We start from the raw sequence: 13,976 nt of genomic DNA, 5'->3' as shown, positions 1-13,976 counted from the left end.
GATGATCGTGTTCGACAAGGACGCCGACCTGGTGAAGGCCATCGCGCGGGCGGCCTACTTCTACAAGCACGAGAGCTGCGGCCAGTGTACGCCGTGCCGCGAAGGCACCGGCTGGATGTGGCGGGTCATGGAGCGGATGGTGACCGGCGAAGCCGAGATGTCCGAGATCGACCTGCTGCTCGATGTGGCCAGCCAGGTCGAGGGCCACACCATCTGCGGCCTCGGGGACGCGGCCGCCTGGCCGATCCAGGGCCTGTTCCGCCACTTCCGCAGCGAGGTCGAGGACCGCATCAACAACTACCGCGCGCGCAAGGGCAGCTATGCCGGCGCCAGCATCGCAGCGGAGTGACGTCGATGCGCTGCGCCCCACATTTCGAGACGTCATGGCCGGGCCTGTCCCGGCCACCCAGGAACACCGTCGCCTCCGGGCTGGCTGTGTCGTCCGTCCAGGCTTTCCCGGCATCGCCGGCGCGTCGGGATGGCCGGGACAGGCCCGGCCATGACGAGCTTCCGGGGATGGGAGTTCAAGCCTGATGCCCATAGCCAAGGTCGACGGGGTCGAGGTCGAGTTCGAGCCGGGGATGAACGTCCTGCAGGTGTGCGAACTGGCCGGCAAGGAGATCCCCCGGTTCTGCTACCACGAGCGCCTGAGCATCGCCGGCAACTGCCGCATGTGCCTGGTCGAGGTGAAGCCCGGCCCGCCGAAGCCGCAGGCGTCGTGCGCGCTGCCGGCCGCCGAAGGCCAGGAGATCTTCACCGACACGCCGATGGTGAAGAAGGCGCGCCACGGGGTGATGGAGTTCCTGCTCATCAACCACCCGCTGGACTGCCCGATCTGCGACCAGGGCGGCGAGTGCGACCTGCAGGACCAGGCCATGGGCTATGGCCGCGACGACAGCCGCTATTCCGAGAACAAGCGGGCGGTCGAAGAGAAGTACATGGGGCCGTTGATCAAGACGGTCATGACCCGCTGCATCCAATGCACGCGCTGCGTCCGCTTCATCACCGAAGTGGCCGGGGTGCCGGAAATCGGTCTCATCTCCCGAGGCGAAGACGTTGAAATCACGACCTATCTCGACAAGGCCGTGGCGTCGGAGCTGAGCGCGAACGTGATCGACCTGTGCCCGGTGGGCGCGCTGACCAGCAAGCCCTACGCGTTCAACGCGCGACCCTGGGAGCTGAAGAAGACCGAGAGCGTCGACGTGATGGACGCCCTGGGCTCGGCGATCCGGGTGGACGCGCGCGGGCCGGCGGTGCTGCGCGTGCTGCCGCGCACCCACGAGGCGGTCAACGAGGAGTGGATCTCGGACAAGACCCGCTATGCGGTCGACGGTCTGGCCCGGCAGCGGCTGGACCGGCCGTTCGTGCGCGAAGGCGGCAAGCTGCGCGCGGCGACCTGGGCCGAGGCGCTGGACGCGGTGGCCGCGAAGATCCAGGCGACGAGCCCGGACCGCATCGGCGTGATCGCCGGCGACCTGCAGGACGCGGAGTCCATGAAGGCGGCGCTGGACCTGTTCGGCGCGATGGGCGTGAAGAGCCTGGATTGCCGGCAGGACGGCATGGTGCTGGGCGGCGGTCAGCGCGAGAGCTGGCTCTTCAACTCGTCGATCCAGGGCCTTGAAGACGCGGACTATATCCTGCTCGTCGGCAGCAATCCGCGGCTCGAGGCGCCGGTGCTGAACGCGCGCATCCGCAAGCGCTGGCTGGCGGGCGCGACGAAGGTCGGCGTGGTCGGCGAGGCGGTCGACCTGACTTACGACTACGAACACCTGGGCGCGGGCGCCGCGTCGCTGGGCGGGCTGGCGAAGTCGAAGTCCGACTTCGTGAAGGGCCTGAAGGACGCGAAGAAGCCCGCGATCATCGTGGGCGCCGGCGCGCTGACCCGCGACGACAGCGCCGCCGTGCTGGCGGCGGCCGCGGCGGTCGCCAAGACCTACGGCATGACCTGGAACGTGCTGCACACCGCGGCGAGCCGGGTCGGCGGCCTGGACCTGGGCTTCACGCCCGGCGAGGGCGGCAGGACGGCGGGCGAACTGGCGGCGAAGGGCGGGGCCGACCTGCTGTTCCTGCTGGGCGCGGACGAGGTCGATCTCAGCAAGTCCAGCGCGTTCGTGGTCTACCTGGGCACGCACGGCGACGCCGGGGCGCACAAGGCCGACGTGATCCTGCCGGGCGCGGCCTACACCGAGAAGAACGGCCTCTACGTGAACACCGAGGGCCGCGTGCAGATGGGCTTCCGCGCCGTGTTCCCGAAGGGCGAGGCGCGCGAGGACTGGGCGATCCTGCGGGCGCTCAGCGAGAAGCTGGGCGCCAAGCTGCCCTACGACACGCTGGACCAGCTCCGCGCCAAGCTGTTCGCCGATCATCCGACGTTCGGCCGCATCGACTACGTGCCGGAGACGGCGGCGGCGGTCGACTACGCGGGCCTCGGCCGGAAGGGCGACGTCTCGGACGCGCCGTTCAAGAGCGCGGTGGCCAGCTTCCACCTTTCCAACCCCATCGCCCGCGCCAGCGTGACGATGGCCGAATGCGCCCAGCTCGCCTCGGGCGCGGCCAAGATCGCGGCGGAGTAGGGGGATGCAGCACACTTCGCTCATCGCCACCCTTACCTCCCCCGCGCAGCGGCGGGAGGGGGACCGCGCCCCGAAGAGGGCGTGGTGGAGGGGGCGTGCCGCACGCTCGGCGGATCGGTCCGGCGTTTTCGATTCAGCGGATGGGGCGCGCCCCCTCCACCACCCGCTCTCCGCTACGCTCGGCGGGCGGTCCCCCTCCCGCCGCTGCGCGGGGGAGGCGAGAGCAGCGTTGGGGGTGTTGCTTTGAATTTCTGGGAAACACCTGTCGGCTGGACGATCCTCACGGTGGCCCACATCCTGGCCGTCACCGTCGTCCTGCTGCTGACGATCGCCTTCATCATCTACGGCGACCGCAAGATCTTCGCGGGCGTGCAGGCCCGGAAGGGCCCGAACGTGGTGGGCCCGTTCGGCCTGCTCCAGTCGTTCGCCGACCTGGGCAAGTTCCTGATCAAGGAGCTGGTGATCCCGGCGGGCGCCGACAAGGCCGTCTACCTGCTGGCCCCCCTCATCAGCGTGACGCTGGCGCTGGGCGCGTGGGCGGTGATGCCGATCGCGCCGGGCTGGATGGTCTCCGACATCAACGTCGGCATCCTCTACCTGTTCGCCGTCTCCTCGATGGGCGTCTACGGGATCATCATGGGGGGGTGGGCCTCGAACTCGAAGTACCCGTTCCTGGGCTCGCTGCGCTCGGCCGCGCAGATGGTCAGCTACGAGGTCTCGATCGGCTTCGTGATCATCACCGTGATCCTGATCGCGGGCTCGATGAACCTGACGACCATCACCGACGCGCAGGCCGGCTGGTTCATCAACTGGAACATGTTCGGCGGCTCGAAAGAGGGCACGCTGAACAACCTGCCGCTGATCCTGATCATGTTCCCGATGGGCGTGATTTTCTTCATCTCGGGCCTGGCCGAGACCAACCGGCCGCCCTTCGACCTGCCCGAGGCGGAGTCGGAGCTGGTGGCGGGCTACGCCGTGGAATACGGCTCGACGCCCTACATGCTGTTCTACCTCGCCGAGACCGCGAACATCGTCCTGATGAGCGGCCTGATGGCGGTGCTGTTCCTGGGCGGCTGGCACGCGCCGTGGCCGGAAGGCTACCTGGCCTCGTGGCCGGCGTGGCTGGCCAGCCTGCACGGCCTCGTCTTCTACGCGGGCAAGACCTTCTTCGTGTTCTTCATGAACGCGATGGTCCGCTCGATCGTGCCGCGCTACCGCTACGACCAACTGATGCGGCTGGGCTGGAAGGTGTTCCTGCCGACGTCGCTGGTGGCCGTGTTCGCGGTGTCGGGCTGGCTCGTCTACACGGGGCTGCCGGGATGAGACGGATCGCCATCACGCTCGCCGTCGCGATCGCCGCGCTGGCCCAGGCGGCCTGCGGCGGCGGCGCCGGCTTCGGCCGCGCCGGCGGCCTGGCCACCTACGACGAGATCAAGGCCGCGCAGAAGGCCTGCGCCGACAAGGGCGGCCATCTGCAGCTCCAGAAGAACGGCGACGCCCAGTTCCTGGACGACTACGCCTGCGAGAAGAAGTGATGCTGAACCGGATCGGACAGGCGCTGAAGGGCGCCGCGCTGATGGACTTCGTGGGGGCCTTCGGGCTGGGCATGAAGTACATGGTCGCGCCCAAGAAGACCGTGCAGTACCCGCACGAGCGCGGCCCCCAGAGCCCGCGCTTCCGCGGCGAACACGCGCTGCGCCGCTATCCCAACGGGGAGGAGCGCTGCATCGCCTGCAAGCTGTGCGAGGCGATCTGCCCGGCGCAGGCGATCACCATCGAGGCCGAGCCGCGCGCGGACGGTTCGCGCCGCACGACCCGCTACGACATCGACATGGTCAAGTGCATCTACTGCGGCCCGTGCCAGGAGGCCTGCCCGGTGGACGCCATCGTGGAAGGCCCGAACACCGAGTTCGCCGTCGAGACCCGCGAGGAACTCTACTACGACAAGGCCCGTCTCCTGGACAACGGCGACCGTTGGGAGCGGGAGATCGCGAAGAATCTGGAACTGGACGCACCGTACCGATAAGCACGGCGGCGCCTTTCAGCGCCGCCTGAAAACGTCATGGCCGGGCTTGTCCCGGCCATCCGGAGACGCCGATGGACGCCGGCGTTTCCGGATCCCCGGGACAAGCCCGGAGATGACGAGCAAGAGAGTGAACCGAGGGACGTAAGCACACCCGATGGCCCTGCAGGCGATCGCATTCTACCTGATGGCGCTGGTCACCCTGGCGGCCGGATTCTGCGTGGTCTCGGCCCGCAACCCGGTCCACTCGGTGCTCTGGCTGATCCTGGCCTTCTTCTCGGCCGCCGGCCTCTTCGTCCTGATGGGCGCGGAGTTCCTGGCGATGCTGCTGGTGGTCGTCTACGTGGGCGCCGTCGCGGTGCTCTTCCTGTTCGTCGTGATGATGCTGGACGTGGACTTCACGGCGCTCAGGCAGGGCTTCGCGCGCTACATGCCGCTGGGCCTGGTGATCGCGGGCTTCCTGGCCGCCGAGATGGTGCTGGTGTCGGCGACGGTCGCGGGCCGCGGCGCGGCGGCCGACGCGAAGGGGCCGGCGGCCTCGGGCGCCGACGCGGCGCTGTCGAACGCCGAGGCGATCGGGCGGGTGCTCTATACGGACTACGTCTACTTCTTCCAGGCCGCGGGCCTGGTGCTGCTGGTCGCCATGATCGGCGCCATCGTGCTGACGCTGCGCCACAAGCCCGGCGTGAAGCGCCAGATCATCATGAACCAGGTCCTGCGCACGCCGAAGACCGGCATGCGCGTCACCGACCTGAAGCCGGGCGAGGGGATCGGGGAATGATCCTGCTTCGCCAAGGCTCCGGAGGACGCGCCTCCGCGATGACGACTCAACTCAACGGGGGATCGCTCCTCCGTAGCTCCGAAGGAGCGTAGGCGGATGATCATCGGCCTCGAGCACTACCTGGCGGTCGCCGCCATCCTGTTCACGATCGGCGTCTTCGGCATCTTCGTGAACCGCAAGAACATCATCGTCATCCTGATGTCGGTCGAGCTGATGCTGCTCGCGGTGAACATCAACCTGGTGGCGTTCTCGGTGTACCTCGGGAACCTGACCGGCCAGATCTTCGCGATGTTCGTGCTGACCGTGGCGGCCGCGGAAGCCGCCGTCGGGCTGGCCATCCTCGTCACCTTCTTCCGCAACCGCGGCGACATCGCCGTGGACGACGCCTCGATGATGAAGGGCTGAGTTTCCGTGAGCGCTGAAACCCTCGTCACCATCATCCTGTTCGGCCCGCTGATCGGCGCGGCCGTCGCGGGGCTGTTCGGCCGCCGGATCGGCGACAACCTCAGCCGCGGCGTCACCACGGGCTTCCTGTTCCTGTCGGCCATCCTGTCGTGGGTGGTGTTCAGCCAGTGGACCTGGGGCGGCCTCGAGCCCTTCACGGTGACCTACGCGCCGTTCATCCACGTCGGGAATTTCGTCTCCGACTGGGCGTTCCGCCTCGACGGGCTGTCGGCGGTGATGCTGGTCGTGGTGACGACCGTGTCGTCGCTCGTGCATCTCTATTCGTGGGGGTACATGGCGGACGATCCGAGCAAGCCGCGGTTCTTCGCCTACCTGTCGCTGTTCACCTTCGCGATGCTGGCGCTGATCAGCGCGAACGACTTCATGCAGCTCTTCTTCGGCTGGGAAGGCGTGGGCCTGGCGAGCTACCTGCTCATCGGCTTCTGGCATCACAAGGACACGGCCAACGCGGCGGCCATCAAGGCGTTCGTGGTCAACCGGGTCGGCGACTTCGGCTTCGCGCTCGGCATCATGACGGTGTTCTGGGCCTATGGGACGATCCAGTTCCACGAGGTCTTCCCGCAGATCGCCGCCAGCGTCGGCAAGGGCTGGGACTTCGGCTCGTGGACCTTCAGCCTGGTCGACCTCGCCTGCGCGCTGCTGTTCGTGGGCGCCATGGGCAAGTCGGCGCAGTTCTTCCTGCACACCTGGCTGCCCGACGCCATGGAAGGCCCGACGCCGGTGTCGGCGCTGATCCACGCGGCCACGATGGTGACCGCCGGCGTCTACATGGTCTGCCTGCTGTCGCCGATGTTCGAATACGCCCCGGCGGCGAAGACGATCGTGACGGTGATCGGGGCGGTCACCGCGCTGTTCGCCGCGACGGTCGGCCTGACGCAGAACGACATCAAGCGGGTGATCGCGTATTCGACCTGCTCGCAGCTCGGCTACATGTTCTTCGCCGCCGGCGTGGGCGCCTACCAGGCGGCGATGTTCCACCTCTTCACGCACGCCTTCTTCAAGGCGCTGCTGTTCCTGGGCGCGGGCTCGGTGATCCACGGCATGGCGCACGAGCAGGACATGCGCCGCTACGGGAACCTGATGAAGTTCCTGCCGATCACCTTCGGCGTGATGACCATCGGGACCATCGCCATCACCGGCCTCGGCATCCCGTTCATCGACCTGGGCTTCGCCGGCTTCTACTCCAAGGACGCCATCATCCACGCCGCCTACGAGGCCGGCGGGGCGGGCCAGCCGATGGGCTACTTCGCCTTCACCATCGGCGTCTTCGTGGCCGGCCTGACCGCCTTCTACTCCTGGCGCGTCGCCTTCTTCACCTTCAACGGCCACGCGCGCTGGACGTCCGAGGACCTGGAGCACCACTGGCACAACCGCGACCACGACCATGCGCCCGCGGACGACCACGCCAGCCACGCGCAGATCGAGACGCACAGCGAGCCGGAGGCGGCCCATGCGGATCAAGGGCACGGCGCTCACCACCACGGCCCCGCCCAGCCGCACGAGAGCCCGTGGACGATGCGCATCCCGCTGATCGTGCTGTCGATCGGGGCGATCGCGGCGGGCTTCCTGTTCCACCACCAGTTCATCGGCGCCGAGATGGGCGAGTTCTGGAAGGGCGCGATCTTCCACCTGCCGGCCAGGCACGCGGCCGAGCATCACGCGCCGACGTGGGTGGTGCTGGCGCCGCTGGCGGCGTCGGTGCTGGGCCTGCTGGTCGCGGCCTACATGTATCTGTGGAAGGAGGGGTCGGGCGCGCGCCTCGCGGCGAACGGCGGCATCACCTACCAGTTCCTCTACAACAAGTGGTACTTCGACGAGATCTACCAGGCGACCTTCGTGCGCGGCGCCAAGGTCCTGGGCGACCTCTTCTGGAAGGTCGGCGACCAGAAGCTCATCGACGGGCTCGGCCCTGACGGCGTCTCGGCGCTCTCGGTGAAGGTCGGCAAGGGCGCCGGCAAGATCCAGAGCGGCTACGTCTACCACTACGCCTTCGTCATGCTCCTCGGGGTGGCGGGTCTGCTGACCTACGCCCTGGTGGCCTGGACCGCCTGAGGGAGCCGACGGACATGCCCATTCTCTCCCTCGTCACCTTCCTGCCGCTGGTCGGCGTCTTCGGCATCCTGGCGCTGCGCCTGTTCGCCAGGGACGACGCCCAGGGCGTCGAGACGACCCGGTGGATCGCGCTGATCTCGACGCTGGCGACCTTCGCCGTGTCGATCCTGCTGGTCGTGCAGTTCGACCCGAACGATCCGGGCTTCCAGTTCGTGGAAGACGTCCCGTGGTTCGCGGGCCTGCACTACCGGATGGGCATCGACGGCATCTCGGTGCTGTTCGTGCTGCTGAACGCCTTCCTGATGCCGATCTGCATCGCCGCGTCGTGGAAATCGATCGACAAGCGGGTCCACGAGTACATGGCCGCCTTCCTCCTGCTGGAGGTCCTGGTCACGGGCGTGTTCTGCGCGCTCGACATCGTGGTCTTCTACGTCTTCTTCGAGTTCAGCCTCGTCCCGATGTTCCTCATCATCGGCATCTGGGGCGGCGCGCGGCGGGTGTACGCGGCGTTCAAGTTCTTCCTCTACACGCTGCTGGGCTCGATCCTGATGCTGGCCGCCATCCTGTGGATGATGGGCCAGGCGCACACGAGCTCGATCCCCGAGCTGATGCGGTTCGCCTTCACGCCCGAAGCTCAGACCTGGCTGTGGCTGGCCTTCTTCGCGTCGTTCGCGGTGAAGATGCCGATGTGGCCGGTCCACACCTGGCTGCCCGACGCCCACGTCGAAGCGCCGACGGCCGGCTCGGTGATCCTGGCCGGCATCCTCCTGAAGCTCGGCGGGTACGGCTTCCTGCGGTTCTCGCTGCCGATGTTCCCCGACGCGTCGCACCTGTTCACGCCGCTGGTGTTCGCGCTCAGCGTGATCGCGGTGATCTACACCTCGCTGGTGGCCTTCCGGCAGAACGACGTGAAGAAGCTGATCGCCTATTCGTCGGTGGCGCACATGGGCCTCGTGACCATGGGCATCTTCTCGGGCAACGCCGTGGGCGAGCAGGGCGCGATCTACCAGATGCTGAGCCACGGGGTGATCTCGGGCGCGCTCTTCCTCTGCGTCGGGGTGATCTACGACCGCATGCACACCCGCGAGATCGCCGCCTATGGCGGGCTCGTGAACCGGATGCCGTGGTACGCGGCGGTGTTCCTGCTGTTCAGCATGGGCAACGTCGGCCTGCCGGGCACGAGCGGCTTCGTCGGCGAGATCCTGTCGATGACCGGGACCTACCGGGTGTCGACCTGGACGGCGATCCTCGCGGCGAGCGGCGTGATCCTCTCGGCGGTCTACATGCTGACGCTCTACCGGCGCGTGGTGTTCGGCACGATCACCAACCCGAAGCTGGAGACGATCACCGACCTGGAATGGCGTGAGGTCGCGATCTTCGCGCCGCTGATCGTCTCGACGCTCTACCTGGGCATCCAGCCCAATTCCGTATTCGACCTGACGAGTGCGTCGGTGGACCAGCTAGTGCGGGTCTACCAGGCGGCCATCGGCGGGTAGGGGTTTCCGAGATGCTCTCCGCCGATCTGGCCTACGCCTATCCCGAAGTGATCCTCGCCGTGGGCGCGCTCGCGCTGCTGGTGATCGGCGCCTTCGCGCCGAAGCAGACGGCGCTGGTCGGCGGCGCGTCCGTGCTGGTGCTGGTGGCCGCGGCGGTGGCCTCGGCGACGCAGCCGTTCGGCGTGGCGTTCGGCGGCGGGCTGATCTCCGACGCGGCGGCGACCTTCTCGAAGGTCGCGATCTACCTGGCCTCGGCCGTGGCGATCCCGCTGGGCCAGTCGTGGTTCGCGCGGCGCGGGATGAGGGCGTTCGAGTTCCCCGTGCTGATCCTGCTGGCCGCGCTCGGCATGGGCATGATGGCCTCGGCCGGCGACCTGATCTCGCTCTACGTCGGCGTGGAACTGCACAGCCTGGCGCTCTACGTGCTGGCGGCCATGCAGCGCGACAACGCCAAGGCCTCGGAAGCGGGGCTGAAGTACTTCGTGCTGGGCGCGCTCTCGTCGGGCCTCCTGCTCTACGGCTCGAGCCTGATCTACGGCTTCGCCGGCTCGACGCTGTTCCCGGACATCGCGGCGGCCGCGGGCGCGCCCGACAACACCGGCCTGCTGTTCGGCCTCGTCTTCCTGATCTGCGGCCTGGCCTTCAAGGTCTCGGCGGCGCCGTTCCACATGTGGACGCCCGACGTCTACGAGGGCGCGCCGACGCCGGTCGTGGCCTTCTTCGCCGCCGCCCCGAAGCTGGCCGCCATGATGCTGTTCGCCCGCGTCCTGGCCGACGCCTTCGCCGGGGCCACCGACCAGTGGCAGCAGGTGCTGGTGGCGATCTCGCTGATCTCCATCGCGGTGGGCGCCTTCGCGGGCCTGGTGCAGAAGAACCTGAAGCGCCTCTGGGCCTACTCCTCGATCGCCAACATCGGCTACGCGCTGCTGGGCCTCGCGTCGGGCACGTCGGAAGGCGTGCAGGGCATGCTGGTCTTCATGATCCTCTACATGATCGACGTGACGGGCTTCTTCGCCTGCCTGGCGGCGCTGTCGCGCCAGGGCCGGGCGATGGAGACGATCGACGACCTGGCCGGCCTCATCAAGGAGCGGCCGGCGCTGGGCTTCGCGATCACCATCTTCTCGCTGTCGGCGCTGGGCCTGCCGCCGTTCTCGGGCTTCTTCGCCAAGATCGCGGTCTTCAAGGCGGCGCTGGACGCGGGCCTCTGGGGCGTCGCGGTCGCGGGCCTCATCGGCTCGGTCGTGGCGGCCTTCTACTACCTGCGCGTCATCAAGGTGATGTGGTTCGACGGCAGCGCCGGGGCGACCGACAAGCCGCCGGTGGAGGCCAACGCCATCGCCATCGCCTCGGCTGCCTTCGCCTTCCCGGTGGTGATCGTGGCGCTCTACTGGCTCAACGACGCGGCCGCCACGGCGGCCCAGGCGCTGGGGCTGGTCTAAGGGCTTGGCCGCCCATCCGCCGATCGAGGCCTACGACGAACTCGACTCCACCAACGCCGAGGCGCGGCGACGCGCCGAAGCGGGGGAAGTGGGTCCCGTGTGGATCACCGCCGCCGTGCAGACCGCCGGGCGCGGCCGGCGCGGCCGGGCGTGGTCGACGAACCGGGGCAACCTGGCCGCCACCTTGCTGACGGTGACCGACCGGCCCGCGGGCGAGGCGGCGCAACTGTCGTTCGTGGCGGCGCTGGCGGCCTGCGACCTGGCCGACGCCTGCCTGGGCGCGGGCGCGGCGCGGCTGAAGTGGCCCAACGACGTGCTGGTGCATGGGAAGAAGGCCGTGGGCATCCTGGTCGAGAGCGGCGCACGGCCGGACGGGCGCCTGTGGCTGGCGGTCGGGATCGGCGTGAACCTGGCTCACGCGCCGCAGGACGTGGAGCGGCCGGCGACGGCCTTCGCCGAGCACATGGCGGGACAGCCTCCGGAGCCCCGCGCGGCGCTGGAGGTTCTGGCGCATGCGTTCGAGCGCTGGCGCACGACCTGGAGCACGCACGGTTTCGCGGCCGTGGCGGCGGGGTGGTCGGAACGCGCCACGGGCATCGGCCAGCGCTGCGAGGCGCGGCTTCCCAACCGCACGCTCAGCGGCGTGGCGGAAGGGCTCGATCCGGACGGCGCGCTGCGTCTGCGGCTGGACGACGGAGCCGTGGAGCGCATAACGGCCGGCGACGTGTTTTTCGGAGGCGCGTGAATGCTGCTCGCGATCGAACAGGGCAACACCAACACGCTGTTCGCGGTGCATGACGGCGAACGGTGGACGGCCCAGTGGCGCGCCGGCACGGATTCGACGCGCACCGCGGACGAATACGCCGTCTGGCTCTCGCAACTGCTGGCGATGGCGGGCCTCAGCCTCAACCAGTTCGACGGCTGCATCGTCTCGTCCGTGGTGCCGCAGTCGATCTTCAACCTGCGCAACCTGGCGCGGCGCTACCTGCATGTGGAGCCGCTGGTCGTGGGCGACAACGTCGACCTGGGCATCCCGGTGCGCATCCAGAAGCCGTCCGAGGCCGGCGCCGACCGGCTGGTGAACGCGATCGGCGCGCACGTGGTCTATCCCGGCGACCTGATCGTCATCGACTCGGGCACGGCCACCACCTTCGACATCATCGCGGCGGACGGCGGCTTCGAGGGCGGCGTGATCGCGCCTGGGATCAACCTCTCCATGGAGGCGTTGCACCAGGCGGCGGCCAAACTGCCCCGGGTCGCCATCCAGAAGCCGCAGCGGGTGGTGGGAACCGACACCGTGGGCGCCATGCAGTCGGGCGTATTCTGGGGCTACATCGCCCTGATCGAGGGTCTCATCGCCCGCATCAAGGCCGAGCACCACAAGCCGCTGACCGTGGTGGCGACGGGCGGCGTCGCCTCGCTCTTCCATGGCGCCACGACGAGTATCGACCACTTCGACCCCGACCTCACCATCCGCGGGATGCTGGAGATCTGGCGGCGGAACAAGAAAGCCGGCTGATGGCCAACCCAAACGACGAACTCGTCTTCCTGCCGCTGGGCGGCTCGAACGAGATCGGGATGAACTTCAACCTCTATGGCTTCGGGCCGGCGCACGACCGCAAGTGGATCGTCGTCGACCTGGGCGTGACGTTCGGCGATCAGACGACGCCGGGCGTGGAGGTTATCCTCCCGGACCCAGAATTCATCGAGGAGCACGCCCACCGGATCCTGGGCATCGTGCTGACCCACGCGCACGAGGACCATATCGGGGCGGTGGCGTGGCTGTGGCCGCGGCTGAAGGCGCCGGTCTACGCGACGCCGTTCACGGCCTTCATCCTGCGCGAGAAGCTGCGCGAGGCCGACCTGCTGGACGAGGTGGAGATCACCGAGGTCCCCCTGGGCGGGACCATCGAACTCGGGCCGTTCACGCTGGACCTGATCACGCTGACGCATTCGATCCCCGAGCCGAACGGGCTGGCGATCAGGACGCCGCTGGGCACGATCCTGCACACGGGCGACTGGAAGATCGACCCCGATCCGCTGCTGGGCGACGTCACCGACGCCGCCGCGATCCGCAAGCTGGGCGACGAGGGCGTGCTGGCGATGGTGTGCGACAGCACCAACGTCTTCGTGGACGGCCACGCCGGGTCGGAGGCCGACGTGCGCGTGGCGCTGACCAGCCTGATCGGCGGGTTGAAGGGCAAGGTGGCCGTGGCCTGCTTCGCCTCGAACGTGGCGCGGATGGACAGCGTGATCCGGGCGGCCGAGGCGAACGGGCGTCGCGTGTGCCTCGCCGGGCGTTCGATGCACCGGATGGCGGCGGCCGCCAAGTCGGTGGGCCTGATGGAGGACATCAAGCCGTTCCTGGACGACACCGAGGCGAAGCACCTGCCGGAGAACGGCGTGCTCTACCTCTGCACGGGCAGCCAGGGCGAGCCCCGGGCCGCGCTGGCCCGCATCGCCGAGGGGACCCACCCGCACGTGAACCTGGGCGCCGGCGACAGCGTGGTGTTCTCCAGCCGGGTGATCCCGGGCAACGAGATCCCGATCCGCAACCTGCAGAACAAGCTGACCGAGCGCGGCGTGCGGCTCTACACCGAGCGCGACCATCCGGGCATCCACGTCTCGGGTCACCCGTGCCGCGACGAGCTGGCCGAGATGTACAGTTGGGCGCGGCCTGCCATCGCGGTCCCGACGCACGGCGAGCGGCGCCACCTGATGGAGCACGCCGCCTTCGCACGCGACCTGCAGGTGCCGCAGCAGGTGACGCCCCGCAACGGCGACATGGTGCGTCTGGCGCCCGGTCGCGCCGAGGTGATCGACGAGGTGCCCTCAGGCCGCCTGTTCGTGGACGCCGGCGTGCTGACGCCCGAGAACGGCGAGGCGCTGCGCGAGCGGCGACATGCGTCGTTCAACGGCGTGGTGACGGTGGCCGTGGTGCTGGACGGGCGCAACAAGCTGGCCTCGTCGCCGCAGGTCCGCGCGATCGGCCTGCCGTCCGACAGCGACGACGACCTGGAAGACGCGCTCGACGACCTGGCCGACGAGGCCGAGGCGGCCGTGAAGCGTCTGAAGGGCGAGGGCCTCGAGTTCGACGACACCGTCGAGACCGCCGTCAACCGCGCCGTGAAGAAGGCGAGCCAACGC

13 protein-coding genes are annotated in these 13,976 nt (G+C 68.7%); all 13 read left to right on the top strand.

Features of this window, described 5'->3' with window-relative positions:
* On the top strand, positions 1-349 hold a 349-nt coding region (locus JNL41_RS21830; protein ID WP_293478393.1), incomplete at its 5' end, for an NADH-ubiquinone oxidoreductase-F iron-sulfur binding region domain-containing protein.
* 184 nt (positions 350-533) lie between these two features.
* Complete coding sequence (gene nuoG, locus JNL41_RS21825; protein ID WP_293478392.1) at positions 534-2,573, top strand: NADH-quinone oxidoreductase subunit NuoG; 2,040 nt, start codon at positions 534-536, stop codon at positions 2,571-2,573.
* A 243-nt stretch (positions 2,574-2,816) separates the two neighbouring features.
* Positions 2,817-3,896 (top strand): NADH-quinone oxidoreductase subunit NuoH, encoded by a 1,080-nt coding sequence (gene nuoH, locus JNL41_RS21820; protein WP_293478391.1) that lies wholly within the window; start codon positions 2,817-2,819, stop codon positions 3,894-3,896.
* Positions 3,893-4,108, top strand: a complete 216-nt coding sequence (locus JNL41_RS21815; RefSeq protein WP_293478390.1) for a hypothetical protein — start codon at positions 3,893-3,895, stop codon at positions 4,106-4,108. The genes nuoH and JNL41_RS21815 overlap by 4 nt, the downstream gene beginning before the upstream one ends.
* Complete coding sequence (gene nuoI / locus JNL41_RS21810; protein ID WP_293478389.1) at positions 4,108-4,599, top strand: NADH-quinone oxidoreductase subunit NuoI; 492 nt, start codon at positions 4,108-4,110, stop codon at positions 4,597-4,599. The genes JNL41_RS21815 and nuoI overlap by 1 nt, the downstream gene beginning before the upstream one ends.
* A gap of 154 nt (positions 4,600-4,753) precedes the next feature.
* Positions 4,754-5,377: an NADH-quinone oxidoreductase subunit J gene (locus tag JNL41_RS21805; protein ID WP_293478388.1), complete on the top strand. Its 624-nt coding sequence runs from the start codon at positions 4,754-4,756 to the stop codon at positions 5,375-5,377.
* Positions 5,378-5,476: 99 nt separating this feature from the next.
* Positions 5,477-5,782 (top strand): NADH-quinone oxidoreductase subunit NuoK, encoded by a 306-nt coding sequence (gene nuoK, locus JNL41_RS21800; RefSeq protein ID WP_293478395.1) that lies wholly within the window; start codon positions 5,477-5,479, stop codon positions 5,780-5,782.
* A gap of 6 nt (positions 5,783-5,788) precedes the next feature.
* A complete protein-coding gene (gene nuoL, locus JNL41_RS21795) occupies positions 5,789-7,894 on the top strand; it encodes an NADH-quinone oxidoreductase subunit L (RefSeq protein WP_293478387.1) in 2,106 nt (701 codons plus the stop codon).
* Positions 7,895-7,908: 14 nt separating this feature from the next.
* A complete protein-coding gene (locus tag JNL41_RS21790; protein WP_293478386.1) occupies positions 7,909-9,390 on the top strand; it encodes an NADH-quinone oxidoreductase subunit M in 1,482 nt (493 codons plus the stop codon).
* Positions 9,391-9,401: 11 nt separating this feature from the next.
* Positions 9,402-10,829: an NADH-quinone oxidoreductase subunit NuoN gene (nuoN, locus tag JNL41_RS21785; RefSeq protein ID WP_293478385.1), complete on the top strand. Its 1,428-nt coding sequence runs from the start codon at positions 9,402-9,404 to the stop codon at positions 10,827-10,829.
* 4 nt (positions 10,830-10,833) lie between these two features.
* Positions 10,834-11,574, top strand: a complete 741-nt coding sequence (locus JNL41_RS21780; RefSeq protein WP_293478384.1) for a biotin--[acetyl-CoA-carboxylase] ligase — start codon at positions 10,834-10,836, stop codon at positions 11,572-11,574.
* The gene (locus JNL41_RS21775; protein ID WP_293478383.1) at positions 11,575-12,348 is read left to right on the top strand and encodes a type III pantothenate kinase; all 774 of its coding nucleotides are present in this window, start codon (positions 11,575-11,577) and stop codon (positions 12,346-12,348) included. It abuts the gene before it with no gap.
* Positions 12,345-13,976 (top strand): ribonuclease J (locus tag JNL41_RS21770; protein ID WP_293478394.1); only part of this gene is annotated, 1,632 nt, incomplete at its 3' end. The genes JNL41_RS21775 and JNL41_RS21770, both read left to right, overlap by 4 nt.

The organism is Phenylobacterium sp., from assembly GCF_016793285.1.
Classification (GTDB): Bacteria; Pseudomonadota; Alphaproteobacteria; order Caulobacterales; family Caulobacteraceae; genus Phenylobacterium.
The sequence above is the reverse complement of the archived record's forward strand: the minus strand, read 5'-3'. Positions and strand labels throughout refer to the sequence as shown.